Raw genomic sequence first — 21259 nt, 5'->3', positions numbered from 1 at the left:
TTCACATTATGATGGTAACGATCACATGTGGATATTACTCTAAATTGATTGACTTGTCAAAAACATAGATGAATACTGCATTTGCCCAAAAACATAGAGCCCTACGCAGCAGTTTGCGAAACAAAAATCCCACTACAATATAGAAGTGGGATTTTTGGGCAATCATAATTTTAATACAGGCTCTCCAGCTCATCAATAAGTGAACCCACATAAGCCGCTGCGCTGCGGATTGGATCAGGTTGAGACATGTCCACGCCTGCCTGTTTCATCAGTTCGAGGGGACTCATAGATCCACCGGCTTTTAATACTTCGAGCCAACGAACTACGGCAGGCTGTCCTTCCTCTCTTATGAGCTTGGCTACAGCCGTGGAAGCGGTAAGCCCCGCAGCATAAGTATAAGGATACAAACTCATATAATAATGCGGTTGACGCATCCAGGTTAACTTGGCATCCTCATCGATTACCACATCCTCTCCCCAGAAGGAAGATAGGATATTTCCTTTCAATTCACATAATTTCACCGCAGTAATCGGTACGTTGTTCATTGCAAGATCGTAGACCTGGCGCTGAAGCTCTCCTTCAAGCAGATGAGTTACATAGTTGTGGAAATAGGTGCCAAGCAACTGCGAAATAACCCAACGACGCATTCTCGGATCGTTTGACCTTGCCAGCAAATGATCAGCCAGCAAAAGTTCGTTCATCGTTGAAGGTGCTTCGATGAAATACAGCGAAGGTCTGGAGTTGGTCAAACGCTGATATTTGCTTGCAAGCATCAGATGGCCCGCATGTCCTACTTCATGAGCGAGTGTAAAGGCACCTCTCATGCTATCAGCCCAACTGATCAAAATATAGGAATGAACTCCAGGGATCGACATGCAGAACGCACCTGTTCTCTTCCCTGCATTATCCGCGTAATCCACCCAACGATTTTTAAAGGCATCCGATACAATTTCCCCATATTCAGGACCAAGAATGGTTAAGGCTTCCTTGATCAGATCACCTGCCTCCTGAAAAGAAATGTCAGGACTGAAATCAGGATCCAGCGGTGCTTTCAGATCCGCAAACGTTATCTCGTCTAAATTAAGCACGCGTTTTTTGAGTGCGGCATATTTTCGCATATGAGGCGCAAGCTCTTCTTGAAGAATATCCAAAATGTTGTTGTACATTTCCGTTGTGACCTGCTGCGGCGTCAAAAGCATATCGGTAACGGAGTCATATCCGCGAAGACGCGATTCAATGACTTGGCGCTTCACTTCGGTACCGTAGGCCTCAGCAAAGGTATTGCGGTAATTGTACAATGTCTCGCTGAAAGCTTTAAACGAATTACGGCGCAGATCTGTATCCGGAGATTCAACGTACTTATTCTCATAAAGTGCAAAAGAAACCGGCACCTCTTCCCCTTGGCCGTTTTCTGTGGATGGGAATGTCATATCTGCCAGCTTGCTGCGCTCATAGATGCGGTAAGGCGCCCCTAAAACTTCACCCAAGGAAGCAAGCACCTGTTCCGTCTCTGCCGACAGTCTGTGCGGTTTAGTTTGCATAAGCAATCCGAGACTGCGTTCGAACACCTGAAGTTTAGGCTGTTCTTTTATGTACTGGTCAATCATTCCGTCTGGAAGCGCGATAATTTCGGATTTGATAAAGGAAAGAGCTGAACTCACTATTGAAGAAAGATCGCGCGCTTTCGCAGCATTCATCTGATTTTCAGGACTAATGCTGTCTCCGGATTGATGCAGATAAGCGTAGGCTCCTACCCGGTTAACTCTTCCTTGAAGATCTTCCTGTGCAAGAAGACATGCCAGCAGCGTATCTGCTCCTTCACTGAGTCTTCCTTGATACGTTGTAACAGAAGAGATGTCCTGCTGAACTGCGTTTAATTCTGCTTCCCACGCTTCTTTTGTTTCAAAAATATCATTCAAATTCCACGTTAATTCTGTATCCACTTCTGCTCGGGTTAAAATTTTCGACATTCGTTAAGCACCTCTCCCATGTTATTAATTGACCAATGTATGGTTCCAGTAAAACCCATTGTAACATAGATTCGCAGCCTTTAACTGTTCAATGTTTTCTAGGTATGCCACGATATGAGTGGGTGTCTCGCTAATAACGAAAATTAATTTAAAAAAGCCGCTATCAGCAGTCACTGATTCACGGCAATTTTGCAATCGATGATTCCCTGTTTAAATTTCCAAAAAAGTAATTATTTTAATATGTTGAAAAATACCAATAAAAATAATATACCCAATACTAGGTAGGGGATGCGAATATAACTACTTTCTTCGTCTCTCCAAAAGCGAATCGAAGCGGCAAAAAACGTTAATGCACCGCATAAATTAAGGTATTTCAAATGACCCGTGATCAGAACAATAATAATTGTAATTATTATACAAATCACAGTGGCTATATACCATTTAGGTTCAAACCTTAAAAACATAACAGAACCCCATGTTATTTTATAGATATTTATATACTATTCATACTCATCCGTATAATGTTACTGAAAAAATTCAACTTGATTATCCGCCAAAAGCGATCCGATACCCATCAGGATCCTGAATCGTAAATTCGCTAAAAGAGTCATTTAAGTCCGGTCCTCTAACGATTTGGATCTCCTTATCCTTAAATTCCTCCAACAACCCTCGAACATCTCCATAGCAGAATGCATCAAAATACAACAGTACTGACTTAGTCATTTGTTTTCGCTCCTTCGTCCTTGTCTTGTTTTCAATTGACAGATTTACAAAGATGAAATATGTATTCCGATTAAAATATTGGTTGTTCATACTGGATTGAAAAACGATAAGTTGTTACATGAATTTATTGATATCTTCGAATTATCCCAACAAAAATGACTTTAATTCAGTAAAATTCTTAACTTTACGTACTTCCGACTCGTAATCAATATTATTGGTCTCTTTATCTAATAATATTGACATCATATTCATTCGCTTTGGAGCTAAATAGTCATTCTCGTAATCGTCGCCAACAAATATAATCTGATCAGATGCACAATCAGCATATTGAATTGCTAATTCAAAAATTTTTGGACTTGGTTTTCTCCAACCTGTATTAATAGAAGTAATCACAAATTCAAATAGATTACTTGCACCATTCAGGCGCAATAGCTCTTCGATTCCATCTCTAATCTTAAAATTCGAAACCACTGCTAACTTGTACTTTTTAGCTAAATCCAACAAAATACCCAGTTTTTCTTGTTTAATAAAGCACTTTGATTTGTATGTACTCCAATAAGTATCATATAGATTTGTTGCCACATCATTTTTCAAGTGAATATCGATGTTATCTGTTCTTTCAACAACGAATTCAAATCTTCTGATCATTTCATACTCTTCATTCGGATCAAGTATTGATGCAATTTCAATCTTGGATTCATTGTATCTCTTTAAAAATTCATCAAAGTCTTTCCAATAATGCTCTACTCCGGAACCGTTAAATGCCCATAATGCATAATCATGATCACTGGGCAGTTCATATAGATCAACGAGTGTTTCCATACAATCGAAGAAGATGTACTTCATATTGCTTTTCATTGAAATACCTCATCAATTTTTATTTTAACCGGGTGTAATCTCTGGAATCAGTCTCGCTTAAACTATACTTATTTTAATCCAAATCCACTATTGTAAATTTTTTTTCGCCTTCTCTAATCGGCAAATCAATTATAGTCATTTTCTTTACAGACGCCCGTTTCAATGACCGCATGCAATTGACCAGAAAATCAATATGCGATTCTTCTCCTTGTAAATCTGCTTCCACACTCCCATCCGTTACATTTTTCACCCATCCAGTTAAATTCAGTCTTTGAGCAATACAATTTAATTCCAAGCGGAATCCTACCTTTTGTACTCTTCCAGAAAAACACACCTTTTTTCTGACTACAATGCTTGGTGTAAACTTTGGAATTTCAACATGATTTGCATGCCATATTACGTATTTATTTCTTAATTTCTTAAAAGAATTCATTCTTCCTTGCACTCCTTTTTAAGACTGTTTTACATTTAAAAAACGAATCGATAAACAATTTCATCATCATATACTTCTCCGGTCTCAGAAAACCCCAACTTTTCATAGAGCTTTCTGGCAGCTCCATTATCTGCACATACAGTTAAATTCAAACACCTGCTATTATAGTAGTTCTCTTTTATATATCTAATCACAGATTCTATAGTTGCCTTTCCATAACCCTTACCTTGATAGCTTGCATCAATCATCAAACCATTTAGCCAATATGACCAAGCTGTTGTGTCATCTACTGTGATCATTACAAAGCCCACTAAGCTATTCTCCGTATTATATATACAAAATGGTAAATATTTGTATTCATCTCCGTCTGGACGAATGTGTACTTTAGCTAAAGACACAGCTACGGATGGAACATAATGATTTTGATGGACTTGAACTTGTAAGTTTAATGCATCCTTCCAGTTTTCTCTTGTCGTGGGAATGAATCGGATCAAAATAATATCACTCGTTTCGTTTAGTTTTAGGGACGGCCGCGACATTTATTGTTATGCGAAGTAATCAATCCTTCGAGCAGCTTACTTATTATGAATTAAAAAATTTGCCACAGGTTTTTTGTGGGTGCCTTCCTGAACTGCTTTCTCTCACTGTTTACTGTTGACCCAATTTGGGATATGGTGTTTAAAATATTGACCTACCTTCGTCAATTCATTCATTACATAATTTATTTTATGCTCATCCAAATACCAGTTATCTTTTGTGGTACCCGTCTTGTCTGTTACCGGGCTTACATAAAATTCAACCTCACTAGGAAACAAAATAAGACTTGCAAACTAATATAGCTTCATCCTCTCTATTATTTTCATCGTTTGTACCAATTTCTTATAACTTTATTCTACGAATGTCTTCATACTTCCTACTTTCAAGAGTATGACGACATTCTTAATAATGTATTTCAACATAATAGCTCAAGCACCCGCTGATCGTATCAGCCCAACTTTATATTATTTTAAAGAATAATTAAGGTTCTACTCAGGTTTGCTGTTTATAATAACATTAGGCTGAAACTCTCACATCCCTTAACTTTACGTATATCTCAAGCACCAAAAAACATGAAAAGAGGATTTTAACCATGAACATAAAGCGAGTGATGATTGTCGGAACGATGGTAGTTGTTATGTCCTTCGGAGGCACCGCTTTAGGCGGTTCCATCACAAGCGCAAGTCCGGTAGAGAAGTGGTTCTCCACTGGCGTCGCGGAAAAAGATGACCTGCTGGAAGCACTTAATCAATCATCCGACGAAGAACTGTATGAATCCTTGTATGCAGGCAAATCCCTGAATGATATTGCGGCCGGCCAAGGCGGAGATATAGCCGATGTCATCAATCTTCAGATGACCCAGCTTACACAGCAGCTGGATGACCGCCTACGCAGCGGAAGTATTTCTGCTGAGCAATATGCCGCGCATAAGGAAGAACTCAGGGATGTCGTCGAACAGAGCGTCCTGACTTCCTTCGGTGATCGGGAGGTACATAAAGACAGAAACGCTTTGCATTAAACACAACACTCTCAGTTATTGCTGCATTCTAGGTCAAGAATGAAATTCAGCATGATACGAGCGGGTATCATGCTGAATTTTTATGAATGAATTCAAATGCTCACCCGATACCTGCAAACATTGGCCGGAACAATATCTATAAGAAGGGCTGTCCCATAAGTGGATTTCCCACGACAGAGACAGCCCAGTTTTATTTTAAATCTCAGCAAAGGAGCGATTCTTCCGTTATTGGAGAATCGCTCCTTTGCGCTTTTGCTCTACTGCGTCTTGCTTCAGCATTTTTATGGGCAAGCGAAAGCCAGTCGACCTCAAGCGTCACTTTTTCCATGCCGCGAAGCAGAAATCGCCGGAAGCTCCAGTTGTTCTTTTATTGTCCAAGCACACTTTCCGGTTCCGTCATCCGACGTACGGCCAAGGCGTAACCTTTTTCACTCCGTAGAATTTCCCGAGCCTGATTCTGGTGTCGCAGTCGTTCTAGACTGACAATACCACGTCACAGTTTCCTGCCGCTTTTGTACAACGAAACCTCTCCTTGGAAATGGTTGGTCTCACTTCCATTTCACCCAAAGAAGGGTTTCTTTTTTTGTGTTTCTTTGAAGATTGTGATCCTTTTCCACTTAAACAGCGGAGAGGACGGACTGATTGTGGAAAAGCGGCAGCGGTCGCCTTGGTCTCCGGATTTTCACCGTAAAGGAGAATGAAAAAAATCTGGAGAGCACAGCGATTGGAACAACGGTCCGTTCACGCAGCGTCCACTCCAAGTGCTTACGTACATCCTACTCAAAAAACAGGGGTGTCCCAGCCATATCATGGCTTATGAGACACCCCCATATTTTCCCTACCTTGATCTGCTTTCAATTGATATTGTCATCACGTTCTACGCATATATGCACGGACTGTGATGGGTGCAAAAATCAACACAATAACGGCCGCTCCGATGAGAGAAATAACGAGATCCCATCCTACGGTTCCTGAGTTAGCAAGATCACGAACGGCAGTGACCAGATGCGAGATCGGATTAATCTTAACAAACCATTGAAGCCAGTTCGGCATGGTATCGACCGGCACGAACGCGTTGGAAAGAAACGTGAGCGGAAACAGCACGATCATCGATATCCCCTGTACGCTTGAGGCAGTACGGGCAATCACGCCGAAGAATGCGAAGATCCAACTGATTGCCCAAGCACAGGCAATGACAAGAACCGCGGCGATGGCGACGTGACCCAGACCGCCTTCAGGCCGATATCCCATAATATATCCCATGGTAAAGGTGAGCACAGTCGCAATCGTATACCTGACGGTATCTGCCAGCAGAGCTCCCGCCAATGGTGCTATACGCGCGATAGGCAATGACTTGAACCGGTCAAACACGCCCTTATCCATGTCCTCACGCAGTTGAACGCCCGTGACGATTGAAGTCGTGATCACGGTCTGTACGAGGATGCCGGGAATGATGACTGGCAAATAACTCACCACATCACCGGAGATGGCCCCGCCAAAGATATAGGTAAACATTAGGGTGAAGATGATTGGCTGCAGCGTAACGTCGAACAATTGCTCGGGAGTTCGCCGAATCTTCAGCAGTCCTCGGTAGGCCATCGTCAACGAGTTGCGAATAGACTGGCCGAAGCTCGTATGGTTTTTCAAATTGCGATCAGCGCCCGGCTGAATTGAAGTGCTTCTCATACTCTTGCCTCCTCAGCTTTATTCGATTCACTTGATGTCTGTGGCGTGTCTTCCTTCACGCCATGGCCAGTAATAGTTAAAAACACCTCGTCAAGTGTAGGTTTCTGCACACTCAATTCGGTCAAGTGAATTCCTGCTGCACGGAGAGTGATAAGCAGTTCAGTGACCAGATCGGCGTTCGCCATCGGTGCGGTAATATTACCGGATTCCGCCGATACTTTTGACTGGACTTTGAGCACCTGCTCAATGGTCCGGCGCGCGCCCTCAATGTCTTGAAGATTTTGGACTCTCAGCTGTAACGATGAAGTTCCGACTGAAGCTTTCAATTCATCCACGGTTCCCTCTGCAACGACTAGGCCCTGATCGATAACCGCGATCCGGTCAGCCAGTTGATCCGCTTCATCTAGATACTGTGTCGTGAGCAGAACCGTAGAGCCTGTATTCACCAGACGACGGATCGTATCCCACATCTGCGCACGCGTGCGCGGGTCTAAACCCGTAGTCGGTTCGTCCAAAAAGATGAGTGGCGGCTGTGCAATGAGGCTCGCTGCGAGATCCAGCCGGCGACGCATACCTCCAGAGAAGTTTTTGAGCGGCCGCTTCGCAGCTTCCGTCAAACCAAACTCCTCTAGCAACTCCTCTGCCTTGCGGCGCGCCTCTGCGCGCCCGAGTCCAAGCAGGCGGGAGAAGATAATCAGATTCTCGGTAGCGCTGAGCGACTCGTCAACCGATGCGTATTGACCGGTCACTCCGATCAACTGTCGAACAATCTGTGACTCCTTCACCACATCATGACCAAAGATTCGTGCGGAACCCGCGTCTGGCCGAAGTAAGGTCGCCAGCATTCTAATTGTAGTGGTTTTCCCCGCTCCATTCGGACCGAGCACTCCATAGATCGAACCTGCACGCACTTTCAGATCTACGCCATCCACTGCACGGTTATCACCGAAGTTTTTGACGAGTCCATGCGCTTCGACGGCCCAATCCCCATTGTTAGGATCTATTCCCTTTCTGTATACATGATCCATTGCAATTCCTCCTATATAACTGAATACTTAGGATTGTAAATTACAATTATGAACTGAATGTGAACTGTAATAAGTACTTATCATAATTAGTTAAGCGATAAAAAAAGCCTGAAGAAATCAGACTTTTAGTGGTTAAGGCTTTTATGTCATTAGATACAGCCGCTAGTTATTTTTCTTGTTTTTCAGATCATCGATATTCTTGTCACCTTCATCCTTGATATCGTCATAAACCTGATTTCCACTTTTAGTGACTTCGTCATACAAACGCCTCTTGGTATCACGAGCATAAGTCCATGCGAAACCCTTACGTTCATTAATCTGCATCCAGAGCTCACCGTGAGGGATAGCCTTTCCTCTTTTAGTTTCCAGATACCTAAGGGCTGCTAGCAGATGATCATATTCTTTATTCGCTAGTATTTGCATATCTGTTTCTGTATTATTGATCGTTCCCTGCTTCTTTTCTTTTTGTGTATTTGCCTGTCCTTCTCCTTTTTCTTTCCACATCGTCCACTCGCCTTGTAATTTGGAATATGCTTTATTGAGATAATTTTTTAGTGATTCGTCATTATCTACGGAAGTGAACTCTCCACCACCAGATGTAGCAACTTGTCGAAGCAATTTCTGTCCTTCGTTATCCACGTTAAAGCCAATAATGTTTACAACGGTCTTCACTTTGGATTGGTTGAGTTCTTTGGCTATCTGTACCGGATTACCTCCACATGTTTCAATTCCATCACTAACTACATACACGACCGAATCGGTTGTTTCAGGATTAATATCTTGTTTTACAGATTTCAGTGCATTTGCAATGGGTGTCCATCCAGCCGGTTTTACCCCTTGAAGTGCCGTTTTCATTTGATTTGTTTGGTCACCTTGGCCATGAAATATTTCTTCTGTACTGTTACATGATACTTGTTTATCTTTCTGACTTCCTGTTCCTTTATGTCCATATACCCGTAAAGACACCTCTGCATTTTGGGGTAATTTATCTGCGAAGCTCTGAATAGCTTCTTTGGCAGAGTCCATCTTTGATTTGCCATGGATCTGCGCTTTCATGCTGCCACTGGCATCAAGTAAGATTGAAATGTGCAGCTTCTTACTTGTGGGTAGAGTGATCTTATCATCAGGTCGCTCATTATTCACTTTAACTTCGGTTTCAAAATTATTGAAAATAGTCACATAAGGGCGATAATCCTCAGCCAATAGGAGGAGAAGCTCTTCCTTGTACTGATCAGCCGTCAAATTACTTGGTAATTGATCCAGAGCAGCCTGAACTTTCTGTTCATTATAGTTAGAACCAGCAAAACGTCCTGGAGTTTTCATTAAGATTTGTTCATCTGTTGAGGAAGTTTGAGGCTCAGTTTGATTGGAGTCCGTTGGGCTCTGATCTTCTGAACTCGGTTCACTTTGAGTTGAATCTGAAGGGGGCTGAACGTCTGAGGTTGCTTTACTTTGATCTGACTCTGAGGAGTTCTGAATTTCTGAGGCATTCTTTTCTGTTTCCTTACTACAACCCGCAAGGAATATGATTAACATTACAAATATTAAGACTGACCTTCGAATCATAAACTCACCTCCGATTAACAATCTTTTTACATACTACCAAATTATGTTTACTTTTCACAACTGTTTGTTAAAAGGGACAGTCCTAATTCATGATGGGTTTTTGTCTTTCGGTATGGACGAGAACTTATATTCTTAAAATAAAAAAAGCTGCGATATACGCAGCTTTATTTGAATATATTCCTGTCAAACATCCTCAGACAGCAGTCTGCAAACACAAATGTTTCCCTAGAGTGCTGCTCTGCGCTCATTGGTATTGTGAAGTTACCAGGACGACAGTTCCGTCCGTTTCCAGCTGTTTGGAGCAACGCAAACATATACATGTTGGTCGTCCCAAGACATCTGTCCCTGACTGCAGGGAGCACTGGATGAAGCGGGCGTATATTTGTCACGGATACGCAGCTTGTCCCCATTTACATCTAGCTTGGTGTCAGGTTCACTCGTGCCTATCCCGACATTGCCGCCGCTGCGCTGCATGGTAAGCGCGGAATCAACCACTTTTCCATCATCGCCGTAACGGACGAACTGCAGGTCAGCCCCCGTGTTATCGCCTGCTTCCTTCGAGCTGTCCGCGCGAACGGCCCATCTCGGTGTCGTTGCATTATCCTTGCCGGCAACGCTGAACTGGATGTCCCGGTTCGTCTCGGCTTCCCCTGCTACCCGCAAAATGCCGCTCATCACATTGAAGTTGGACGAATGGGTGCGGATCTCACTGATATCGGTGTCGAAAGGGATTTCAAACCGAGTAAACAGCTGGTTTGCATATTTTCCGGTTGGCGACATCGTCGTTTCGAACGAGATATGCTTATGGTCATGCTGCTTCGGATCATTTGCCTTGTCATGGGAAATGATCGCCGTCTTGTCATTGCCTTTCTCATCTGCCCAGACGATCGCCGGCTTGGCCCGATCCGCAGTCCATTGCAGCCTGATTAAATCGGACAGATGCCCCTCCTGCGCAATCCACTTTTTGTCCGTCGAAAGAAGCAGGCTCTCATTGTGCGGAACCCTGATTTCGTTGCCGGATACCTCAGGTTTTGCGGATGCCTCCGTCGCGCTCGGTTTCTGTTCGGAACAGCCGATACCAAGCAAGCAGACGCCTCCCAATAAATATTTTGACATAATGGCCATCGTTATTTTCATTACATATTCCTCCGTTTTCGTCGTGATTCACTTTGTTCGCTTTCACGAATAAAAAGGCTTGGTCTGATCGTATTATACCCAGTGCTTGGCATACAACCTTTTCGACGATATTCCCGGAAAAATGATTCTTTTAGGCTATAAAATTTGGCGAATTTCATCCGATATCTGTGAATGACTGCTCACATCGTCCAAGTCAACCACTTTATACACGGCAGTTAAAATGCTTTAAAATGACTCTAGGCCTATCGTCATAGTATGCCCGTTGTCTATGAACAATGAAATCCGAAGCTGCTAAGGACCATAGCTGTTTGTCATTCCCACCAATGCTTCATTTCACTAAACTTAACATCCCACAGCTTTGCGTTTCCTTTAAGCGTAATAGTAATTTCATGAACTGAATTCATTGAAAAATCTATCGTTTCCATATCTTGATAATATTGTTCATTGTATTGAACGATCTCCTTACCATCCACTGCGATGATTAGTTCACCATGATCGTCCCCATTGTCAGGAATTCCAAAAGATGAGTAAAACAGAATATCCTTCTTTTCCCCCAAAATATAAGTATATTTTTTAGTATCTTGACCCTCACTGCTATATAAATTCATTTTTGGTTCTATTTTCTTGCCTGCGACAGTAAAGCCGGGAAGATCTTTCGTCATAGGCATACTTCCCGTAATTTCTTTCACTTCATTTAATGCGTGAACAGGTCCTTCTCTTTTTTCCACAGCATAATTAATGATTTCGGAGATTCCCATAATTCCTACCAATAGAACAACAATCGTCAACCCCATTGCCATGAGCTTTTTCCAAAAAACTTTTATAGTAAGTCCTACCTTATACGCACAAAATCCGATCCCTGCACCTAACGTATTTGAGATTACATCATCTACGTCAAAAGTACCAAGAAACGTTAACGATTGAAGAGTTTCCAGTACAAGAATCGTCAGGACAAACACGGATATGAATTTCACAAGATGTGTACGATACAACAAAGGTATTACTATACCATATGGAATAAAAGCAGCTATGTTTCCCAAGTTAAATATCCACGAAAATGATAGATCAGACAGGTTGGGAAATAGAATCGGAACCGATTCTGGAATAAGCATAAAATCATATCCATACTCAGAGTATTCATGATCTAATCTATTAAAAGCAAAAAACAAAAAATATAATATCAGAAACGTGTACAAAATGATTCCTGCAAAGATGATCTTCCGTAATTTTGTTTCCATAGTAACTCCTTTATTTTCGAGTGAAATTTTCGACTACAAAAAATGATATAAGCCATGGGGCTCCAACATAGACATATCTCAATTCTAAAAGGAGATCGCTATTTATCCTATTGATTTCGGTTACACGTTCCTTACAGGTCTGTAAGCAAGCATTGGGCGAATAATTACGTTATTTCGGCTTATCTTGTGACATCATCCTTATAACGCGATCAATAAAGGAATATAAACTAATTATGTCGAATTCCATCGTATTATGATGCGAATGAAAAACTATCCCACCTTTAAATACTTAGCTATGTTTCTATTATTTGTCAGTGTTGTACTCAGTCTTCGATGGGCCTGGTCTGAATTATTTTCCACTGCGGAGCATCCACATGCCATCAATGGGGTTCTTGACATGCGCGGTTTGGATTTGGAGAAATCCACCTCATTCTTTTTGGATGGTCAATGGCATTTTTACCCTGATCAATTCATTTCATATGAGGATATACAGCCGGAGCAAACTCGATTCAGCAATATCCAGGTGCCTGGTGACTGGAGAAATCAACTGAATAAAGATTCAAGTTCCTCCTACGGGTACGGAACATATTTGCTGCGTATTTTGATTGATCCACTGGAACAGCCCGTAGCGCTCTGGCTTCAGGGAATTGAAGCTTCATCGGAAGTCGAAATGAATGAGGTGAAATTTCACAGTATCGGCAAGCCTTCCATGAGCGCTAATGAATATACCCCCAAGAATGTCTCTTATACTGCTTCTTACGCAAAGGAAGGAACAACTGAAATACACTTGCTTATACACGTCGCCAATTTCGACGAGCCATATAACGGCGGTATCCTGCGTTCCATTCGCTTTGGCTCTCAGGCAGCGATCGACTATGCACGCTGGTATTCTATCGGGTTTCAACTGGTTACACTCATTATTTTGCTGCTGCACAGCTTGTATGCTTGTATTCTATACTTCTTCAATCCTCAAGAGAGGGCTTTGTTCACTACAGGTCTCTTAATGTTCGTTGTTGGAGTAGCCGTTACGATTGGTCATGATAACGTCCTCTTGCTATGGGTGCCAATCAATTACACATGGGCGATCAAGATCAGGCTGATCGCCCTCCTGTGGCAAAATCTTTTTATTCTTCTTATATTTAGAAGGCTTTCTTTGATAAATCCGCAAAACGTATGGCTGCGAGCATACACCGCGGCATTAGTATTCTTTTCAGTCTTTCTTATGGCAGCGCCGGCTTCATTGGTACATGGAGCGGTCGAATATAAGGTATTTATTGTCTTTTATTTCATTCCATTTGCTTGGTTTATTTATATCGTTGGAACAATGATTTTCAAGAAGTCCATGGCCAAAGACGTCGTCTTTTTACTGCTATCCGCCGTCGGCATCATATCCAACTTGTCATGGAGCATTGTGGAGTCTCTCAAAAACGTTACTACCGTTTACTATCCAATTGATATCATTGTGGCCATTACCGGATTTTCAACGTATTGGTTTAAAAAATTCTTCCGTAATTCCAGGGAAAATATCAAGCTTAACGAGCAGTTGAAAATAGCCGATAAGCTGAAAGACCAATTTCTTGCCAATACATCGCATGAACTGAGAACACCGCTGCATGGCATTATGAATATCGCTCAGGCTGTTGTAACCCATGAGAAAGGGAAGATGAATGAAAGAAGCGTGAAGAATATGGATCTGCTAATAACTATAAGTCGTCGTATGTCTTATATGCTTGGTGATCTTCTTGATGCCGCACGACTTCGCGAACACCGCATTGAGCTGCAGCAAGAGTCTTTAAAGATTCAATCCATTATTCCCGGCATAATTGCGATGTTACAATTTATGACTGAAGGTAAACCCATCCAAATGCAATTGGATATCGCGGAATCCATGCCGATGGTCATGGCCGATGAGAAAAGACTCGTACAAATTTTGTATAACCTGTTACATAACGCACTCAAATATACGGAAGAAGGGATTATCTCCATTTCCGCTGAAACACGGGACGGGAATGCCATCATTCATGTCTCCGATACCGGTGTCGGCATGGATGAGGAAACACTGGCGAGAGTGTTTCTGCCATATGAACAAGGGACGTATGGAATAAACGATGGAAGAGGAATTGGACTAGGTTTAAGCATATGCAGGCAGTTGGTTGAACTGCATAGCGGTGCATTGACAGTTCGCTCCGAACTGGGTAAGGGTTCCGTATTTAGTTTTGATCTGCCGTTAGCTAACGTATCGACTTCTCCATTGCCGCTGGGCTCTGTCCCTCTACACCAGATCATGGACGTAACTGAAAATGAAGCCCATGGATTCACTTTTCCGAATAGCGCAATTGGCGAGCTTGCAACTACCCTGCATATTCCACCGCTATTGAGTGTGAGGAAGCTGAATATTCTTGCCGTTGATGACGACCCCGTTAATCTGAATGTACTCGTTGAAATCCTTTCAACGGAACCTTATATCATTACAACAGCTAATTCCGCTCGTGAAGTGTTGGAATTATTGGGTACACGGCAATGGGATCTGCTAATTGCCGATGTCATGATGCCAACGATGTCCGGCTATGAGCTCACCCAGAGAGTAAGAGAGCATTATTCCGTATCGGAGCTTCCGGTTTTGCTGCTAACTGCACGGAGTCAGCCTGTTGACATCTACACGGGATTCTCGTCGGGAGCGAATGATTATGTTACGAAGCCTGTAGATGCTCTGGAATTAAAATACAGAATCAGGGCGTTGACCACGATGAAGCAATCAATAAATGAACGCTTGCGCATGGAGGCCGCTTACTTGCAGGCACAAATTCATCCCCATTTCCTGTTCAACACGCTGAATTCAATTATGGCACTTAGTGAGATCGACATGGGGAAAATGCAAAATATGGGAGAAGCGTTTGCATCTTTTTTGCGGATCAGCTTTGATTTTATTAATACAGATGAACTGGTTGAGCTTTCCCATGAACTGGAGCTGGCCGAAGCCTATTTGTATATTGAAAAAGAGCGATTTGAAGACAGGTTGTCTGTTGTATGGGAAGTTGAATCAGACATCAACATACTGCTCCCTCCACTTTCGATTCAACCGCTGATTGAAAATGCGGTCAAGCATGGCCTCCTCAGTCAGGACAAGGGTGGTACCGTTCGTATTCGGATTACCCGCCAGAATAGCTTCACGCTTATTGAAGTATACGATAATGGTAAGGGGATGGAACAAGAAAAGGTTAACCAGCTGTTGAGTCCAACTATCAAGGAAAAAAGCGGTATTGGACTCTCCAATACCAATAGAAGATTGATACAATTGTACGGACAAGGCTTGTCCATTTCCAGTAAGCCCAATGAAGGGACGACGGTGTCGTTTGCCATTCCGGATAAACCTATCTAGCAATCCAATCTGTTGCCGCATGTTGCAATTTCCTTTGGATTGCTATTTCAAAATAAAAAAGCCGCAAAGAGCGGCTTTTTATGTGTATGATTTACTCGATATTGATTAAGCTTTCAGCACCTTCTCCAAAAAGCTGATGGTGCGTTCATGCTTAGGACTGCCAAACACTTGATCAGGCGACCCTTCCTCAACAATGTAACCTCCGTCCATAAAGATGACCCGGTCGGCCACCTCGCGGGCAAAGCCCATCTCATGTGTCACGATCATCATGGTCATCCCCTCTCGTGCCAAATCGTTCATGACACCGAGCACCTCGCCGACCATCTCCGGGTCCAGCGCCGACGTAGGCTCATCGAACAACATGATGTCGGGATTCATCGCTAGTGCCCTGGCAATGGCCACCCGCTGCTTCTGACCACCCGACAGTTGGCTTGGGAATGCATCCGCTTTATCCGATAGTCCAACCTGCTCCAGAAGCCGCAGCGCCGTGGCACGCGCCTCTTTTTCAGATTGTTTTCCAAGTTCCAGGGGAGCGAACATGATATTTTTCAGGACGTTGAAGTGAGGGAATAGGTTAAAATGCTGAAACACCATCCCGATATTCTCCCGTACCTTATTAATGTTGGTTTTGGGATCGTTAATATCCCGATCATCTACGATCACGGTACCCGCTGTCATGTCTTCCAGTCGATTGATGCAGCGAAGGAAGGTGCTTTTTCCTGATCCGGAAGGTCCAATTACGCAAACTACTTCGCCCTCTTTTACCTCCAAGTCGATGCCTTTCAGCACCTCATTCGCTCCATAACTCTTCTTTAATGCCTCTACCCGGATTTTACCCATTACTCATCTTCCTTTCCAGGCGATTCGATATTTTGGTCAGAATCGTGATGACAATCAGATACAAGATCGCGACCTCAGCCCAAATAATGAATGACTCAAACGTTCTTGCGATAATGATTTTGCCGGATTGCGTCAGTTCGACAAGACCAATGACCGAAAGGATCGATGTATCCTTCAGTGTGATAACAAGCTGGTTGATAAATGATGGAATCATGATGCGCACCGCCTGCGGTATGATAATTTTAATCATAGCTTTCCGGTAAGGTAAACCAAGCGATCTTGCAGCCTCCATCTGACCACGGTCAATGGACTGGATGCCGCCGCGTATAATCTCTGTCACGTATGCGCCCGCATTAAGACTCAGCGTCAACACTGCCGCCAGGAACAGAGGCATTTTGAATCCGAAAGCCTGTGGAATGCCAAAATAGATGAAGAATGCAAGTACAATCAGCGGGATCCCGCGGAAAAGGTCAACAAATACAGTTGCGATGCTTCGCAGCCACTTATTTTGTCCCACCTTCATGAAGCCGAAGATCAAGCCCAAAATGAAAGCAAAAAATAAGGATATGATCGTATATAGCAACGTTTTGCCAAGCCCCTTAAGAAGCGGAGGCAGCGAATTCACCATAAGTCCCAAGCGGCTTTGTTTGGCAGGTTCTTCGGCATTTACACCGGTGTACTTATCGGTAATGCGTTCATACTCCCCGTTTGCATGCAGATTAGCCAGACCCGCATTGAATTTTTCGAGAAGCTCCTTATTCTGGCCTTTACTGACCGCAAAGCCATAGGATCCTCCTTCTTCCATCTTCGTAACGATCTTTAGCCCATTCTTTTGTTTCACCCCGTAAGCAAGAACGGGAAAGTCGTCAAAACACGCAATCGAATTTCCGGTTTTAACATCATCATACATCTGAACGGATTCGTCGAAAGGTACGATGGTAAAGCCATATTTCGAAGCAATGGATTGTGCGAAGGTATAGCCCTCGGTACCTGTTTTCACGGCAACCTTCTTGCCCTTCAAATCTCCGTATTCTTTAACCTTTGTTTGATCCTCGCGGACAGCCATAACCACACCTGATTTGTAATAAGGCTCCGAAAAGTCGAATTTTTGCTTACGTTCATCCGTAATACTCATGCCGGCAATGACCCCGTCAACCTGACGGGATTCCAAAGCTTGAACAGCAGCGTTAAAACCCAACGGTTTGATTTCGAACTTGAAGTCCTGATCCTTGGCAATTGCCTCCATTAAATCCATATCGATACCGACGAAATTACCGTTAGCATCCTGGAATTCGAATGGAGCAAACGTAACGTCCGTTCCTATTTGATAGGTTTTACCTGAGGCTGGCTCTGCCGCTGAGCTTGCTGTTAAATAAGGCATGCCCGATATGCTTAAGAGCAGCAGAGACATAATAATAAAGAATGTCCGCATTTTTTTCATAGGGTCCTCCTCTTGTTAAACACCGTCTTAAGAAAGTTACCCATTAATCATTCTTTCTTAAACAATTGCTGCTTTTTTCATAACCTTTAAAATATGACTTTGGAATAACCCATGATGGAATCTCACCCTATACTTCCTCATCTTACGATTGGCACAAGGCCGCAAATATATGCACAGCTTTAAGAACATAAATACGTAAAAACGGCTTCCCTTAAAAATAAGAATCAGACTGGCATAAAACAGAAACAGCGACAGTCGTGGACAAGAAAATCCTGTCCTTGACTGCCGCCGTTTTATTGCCCAATTATACACAATTTGTGTTATTGGATTTTTAGGCTAACTTTAAATTCCTCCATTAATCTCAATCAAGTTCCCGGCAGGGTCACGAAAGTAAGCTACGCGATGTCCCCATTCAGGAGTGTCATGCGGTTCTTTTACAAACTCAACATCTCTGCTCTTCAATTGATCGTAAGTTGCATCAACATCATCCACACTGAAAATGATGGCAATTTGATCGTTTGCACTGAATTCATTTGACTCACGTAAAGCTGCCCGTGGTTCATTCACCAGAAGAGGCTCTAGCGCAATATGTATGTCCCCCGTTAAAAACTCAGCATATGGAGTGTCTTCATTACCATGGAGGACTTGTAGTCCAAGTAGATCTCGATAAAACAAAAAACAATCTCGAACATTAGGCACTAATAATCGAACTTGTGAAATTTTCACGGTAATTCCTCCTTAGAACTTATTAATTACTCCAATACCACATTCTCTCAACGAGGAAAGCGTTCACAAAACTTCATGACCGAAAACTTCAAACTGACTCAAAGCCGGGAACGGAGATGGATCTTCTGACTTAATGAGCTCTTTTAAGGTAACCCACTCTACTTTTCTTCGCTCCAGTTGAATGGTTTGCTTCAAATGGGACTTAACCAATTCTGCAGTGTGCTTGCTGCCATCCGAGAAGAGTAATGTAACCCGTTCCCAGTAATTATCATGAGGAAAATCTGCACGGATCGTCAACGCGATCTTATCAATTTCCACCGTCCTTCCAAAGTTCACAGTAATTTCTGCATCTTCCCTCTGATTGATTCCCCATGACTCAAATGGCCACTTTCCATGGGAGAAGTTCACACTGTTCCCGTTAATGGCATTTCGTGCCGCAAATACGGATTCGCCGCGGGTTTCCACATTAGCAAAAGCATGCGGGAAACAAGCAGTGTTTTCATGCTGGTCATATACATTTAATGCAAGATTTTTATAGGCACTTATTTCTTCTTCCGTTGCTGAGCGGGCAGTCAGAACATGCAATTCCCCTGTGAATGATTTTGGGGAGTATGATATCTTTTTCTCATTAAAAGGAACATAGAACCGGTACTCATGCCCTGTCATATAAATAAAGGCTGGATCCATCGCATCATCAAGCTGAATGACCAGAAATACATTTTCATTTTCGCTTCTCAAAATAATCTCGTCCCCAGGCACGTAGGATCCCCGGTAAACTAAATGGGCTTGTCCAAGATCCGAGCTTGTTGCCTGGATGATTCCATCTGCGTTCTGAACTTCGAGAGTAATTTGATTCATTATGCATTCTCCTAGTCTACATAAATTTGGATAACATCTCCATCATATCCTATTGTCTTACAATCAAGCTAGCATAGCCCTGAATCTTTCTAGCTTTAAAACCCAAAATCCGCATTGATGCGGCTTTTGGGTTTAGAGCATAATTACGATGAATTAATACGACATTTAAAATACTTTTGTCGTCCATGATTCGCAGTTCCAAATATGTGTTGCAATATCATTATAAAACTCAGGCTCGTGAGAAATCATCAGAATGCTGCCTTTGTAAGCTTTTAAGGCCCGCTTCAGTTCATCTTTCGCATCTACATCCAGATGGTTCGTCGGTTCGTCAAGAACAAGCAGATTTGTTTCCCTGTTAATGAGCTTGCATAAACGGACCTTGGCCTTTTCCCCACCGCTCAGTACAGCAATTTTGCTCTCAATATGCTTGGTAGTGAGTCCGCATTTGGCCAGCGCAGCGCGCACTTCAAACTGGCTCAGGGATGGGAAAGTCTCCCATATTTCCTCTATGCAAGTGTTGTAATTTCCCTCTTTCATTTCTTGTTCGAAATATCCGATCTCTTGATTGTAGCCAAGCTCCACAGAACCGGATAATGCAGGGATTTCACCTAAAATACTGCGCAGGAGCGTCGTTTTCCCGATCCCGTTCGCACCAACAAGCGCTACCTTTTGTCCACGTTCCATCTGTAGATCAAGAGGTCTGGAAAGAGGACTGTCATAGCCGATAACCAAGTCTTTCGTTTCAAAAATCACTTTTCCGGAAGCTTTGGCATCCTTGAAGTTAAACTGCGGCTTTGGTTTTTCTTTCGAAAGTTCAATAACATCCATTTTGTCGAGCTTCTTTTGTCTGGACATCGCCATATTCCGGGTAGCCACACTAGCTTTGTTACGGGCAACAAAATCCTTCAAGTCCGCAATTTCTTGCTGCTGACGGTTATACGCCGATTCAAGCTGCTGTTTTCTCATTTCGTAGACTTGCTGGAACTGATCGTAATCACCAACATATCGGGTCAGCTTTTGATTTTCCATATGGTAAATCAAATTGATTACGCTGTTTAAAAACGGAATATCATGCGAGATCAGAATAAATGCATTTTCATACTCCTGCAGATAACGCTTAAGCCATTCAATATGCTGTTCGTCCAAATAGTTGGTTGGCTCGTCAAGGAGCAGAATATCCGGCTTTTCCAGCAGCAGCTTGGCGAGCAGGATTTTCGTACGTTGACCGCCGCTAAGGTCATTAACGTCACGGTCGAGTCCAATGTCGGTAATGCCAAGACCGCGGGCTGTCTCCTGTACCTTCGCATCAATCATATAAAAATCCTGGCTGGTCAGCGTATCTTGAATTGTGCCGACTTCCTCCAGCAGCTTCTCCAGCTCTTCCGGTGTAACTTCCCCCATTTTGTTATACATTTCATTCATTTCTTGCTCAAGGTCGAACAAGTATTGAAATGCACCCCGGAGTACATCTTGAATGGTCATGCCTTTCGTCAAAACTGCATGCTGATCAAGATAACCCACGCGTACCCGCTTAGACCATTCGACCTTGCCTTCATCCGGCTGCAGCTTGTTCGTAACGATGTTCATAAAAGTAGACTTGCCTTCGCCGTTTGCACCGATTAATCCGATATGTTCGCCTTTTAGAAGTCTAAACGAAACATCCTTAAAGATGGCGCGATCTCCAAAACCATGACTTAATCCTTCAACATTTAATATGCTCATATATAGACACCTTTTTCTATTTTTATCGATCTATTATAAGCATGATGAAGTGAAAATTTCAATATAAAGCATAAACATATTTAATGAACAGAGCATCTT

At 42.8% G+C, this 21259-nt stretch carries 17 protein-coding genes and 1 pseudogene; 2 read left to right on the top strand and 16 right to left on the bottom strand.

Annotation, left to right across the window (positions count from 1 at the left end):
• Window positions 1-170: 170 nt before the first annotated feature.
• The 5 genes from pepF to E6W40_RS09735 form a co-directional block, all read right to left on the bottom strand.
• Window positions 171-1970 (bottom strand): oligoendopeptidase F, encoded by a 1800-nt coding sequence (gene pepF / locus E6W40_RS09755; RefSeq protein ID WP_136605304.1) that lies wholly within the window; start codon window positions 1968-1970, stop codon window positions 171-173.
• Between the two features lie 546 nt (window positions 1971-2516).
• Window positions 2517-2693 (bottom strand): hypothetical protein, encoded by a 177-nt coding sequence (locus E6W40_RS09750; protein WP_211146990.1) that lies wholly within the window; start codon window positions 2691-2693, stop codon window positions 2517-2519.
• A gap of 141 nt (window positions 2694-2834) precedes the next feature.
• Window positions 2835-3551 carry an HAD family hydrolase gene (locus E6W40_RS09745; protein WP_136605303.1) on the bottom strand — a complete coding sequence of 239 codons (717 nt, stop codon included), beginning with the start codon at window positions 3549-3551 and terminating at the stop codon, window positions 2835-2837.
• A 73-nt stretch (window positions 3552-3624) separates the two neighbouring features.
• Window positions 3625-3984: an acylphosphatase gene (locus E6W40_RS09740; protein ID WP_136605302.1), complete on the bottom strand. Its 360-nt coding sequence runs from the start codon at window positions 3982-3984 to the stop codon at window positions 3625-3627.
• Window positions 3985-4019: 35 nt separating this feature from the next.
• Window positions 4020-4481, bottom strand: coding sequence for a GNAT family N-acetyltransferase (locus tag E6W40_RS09735; RefSeq protein WP_246073069.1), 462 nt, complete (start codon window positions 4479-4481; stop codon window positions 4020-4022).
• A gap of 632 nt (window positions 4482-5113) precedes the next feature.
• Between E6W40_RS09735 and E6W40_RS09725 the strand changes: the two genes are divergently transcribed.
• A complete protein-coding gene (locus tag E6W40_RS09725; protein ID WP_136605300.1) occupies window positions 5114-5539 on the top strand; it encodes a hypothetical protein in 426 nt (141 codons plus the stop codon).
• 225 nt (window positions 5540-5764) lie between these two features.
• On the opposite strand, the pseudogene E6W40_RS30455 reads toward E6W40_RS09725, so the two are convergent.
• The 6 genes and pseudogenes from E6W40_RS30455 to E6W40_RS09695 all read right to left on the bottom strand — a co-directional run.
• Window positions 5765-6061: pseudogene (locus tag E6W40_RS30455) on the bottom strand (transposase); the annotation flags it as partial.
• Window positions 6062-6409: 348 nt separating this feature from the next.
• Window positions 6410-7225, bottom strand: a complete 816-nt coding sequence (locus E6W40_RS09715) for an ABC transporter permease (RefSeq protein ID WP_136605299.1) — start codon at window positions 7223-7225, stop codon at window positions 6410-6412.
• The gene (locus tag E6W40_RS09710; protein ID WP_136605298.1) at window positions 7222-8253 is read right to left on the bottom strand and encodes an ATP-binding cassette domain-containing protein; all 1032 of its coding nucleotides are present in this window, start codon (window positions 8251-8253) and stop codon (window positions 7222-7224) included. Before E6W40_RS09710 ends, E6W40_RS09715 begins: the two co-directional genes overlap by 4 nt.
• A gap of 162 nt (window positions 8254-8415) precedes the next feature.
• The gene (locus E6W40_RS09705; protein WP_136605297.1) at window positions 8416-9819 is read right to left on the bottom strand and encodes a vWA domain-containing protein; all 1404 of its coding nucleotides are present in this window, start codon (window positions 9817-9819) and stop codon (window positions 8416-8418) included.
• 261 nt (window positions 9820-10080) lie between these two features.
• Window positions 10081-10956: a hypothetical protein gene (locus E6W40_RS09700; RefSeq protein WP_246072939.1), complete on the bottom strand. Its 876-nt coding sequence runs from the start codon at window positions 10954-10956 to the stop codon at window positions 10081-10083.
• 311 nt (window positions 10957-11267) lie between these two features.
• Complete coding sequence (locus tag E6W40_RS09695; protein WP_136605296.1) at window positions 11268-12194, bottom strand: VanZ family protein; 927 nt, start codon at window positions 12192-12194, stop codon at window positions 11268-11270.
• Window positions 12195-12591: 397 nt separating this feature from the next.
• Here E6W40_RS09695 and E6W40_RS09690 point away from each other — a divergent pair, with 397 nt between their 5' ends.
• Window positions 12592-15573, top strand: a complete 2982-nt coding sequence (locus tag E6W40_RS09690; RefSeq protein WP_246072938.1) for a hybrid sensor histidine kinase/response regulator — start codon at window positions 12592-12594, stop codon at window positions 15571-15573.
• 105 nt (window positions 15574-15678) lie between these two features.
• On the opposite strand, the gene E6W40_RS09685 is transcribed toward E6W40_RS09690, so the two are convergent.
• From E6W40_RS09685 to E6W40_RS09665, 5 genes are all read right to left on the bottom strand, one after another.
• Window positions 15679-16413 (bottom strand): amino acid ABC transporter ATP-binding protein, encoded by a 735-nt coding sequence (locus E6W40_RS09685; RefSeq protein ID WP_136605294.1) that lies wholly within the window; start codon window positions 16411-16413, stop codon window positions 15679-15681.
• A complete protein-coding gene (locus tag E6W40_RS09680; RefSeq protein WP_136605293.1) occupies window positions 16406-17854 on the bottom strand; it encodes an amino acid ABC transporter substrate-binding protein/permease in 1449 nt (482 codons plus the stop codon). The genes E6W40_RS09685 and E6W40_RS09680 overlap by 8 nt, the downstream gene beginning before the upstream one ends.
• Window positions 17855-18196: 342 nt before the next feature.
• Entirely contained in the window at window positions 18197-18580 is a 384-nt protein-coding gene (locus E6W40_RS09675) for a VOC family protein (protein ID WP_211146989.1), read from the bottom strand.
• 63 nt (window positions 18581-18643) lie between these two features.
• Window positions 18644-19438: a carbohydrate-binding protein gene (locus E6W40_RS09670; RefSeq protein WP_211146988.1), complete on the bottom strand. Its 795-nt coding sequence runs from the start codon at window positions 19436-19438 to the stop codon at window positions 18644-18646.
• Between the two features lie 165 nt (window positions 19439-19603).
• On the bottom strand, window positions 19604-21160 hold the full coding sequence (locus E6W40_RS09665) for an ABC-F family ATP-binding cassette domain-containing protein (RefSeq protein WP_136605290.1): 1557 nt from the start codon (window positions 21158-21160) through the stop codon (window positions 19604-19606).
• Window positions 21161-21259 lie beyond the last annotated feature (99 nt).

This window comes from Paenibacillus dokdonensis (genome assembly GCF_004916975.1).
GTDB classification, from domain to species: Bacteria; Bacillota; Bacilli; order Paenibacillales; family Paenibacillaceae; genus Paenibacillus_AQ; species Paenibacillus_AQ dokdonensis.
The sequence above is the reverse complement of the archived record's forward strand: the minus strand, read 5'-3'. Positions and strand labels throughout refer to the sequence as shown.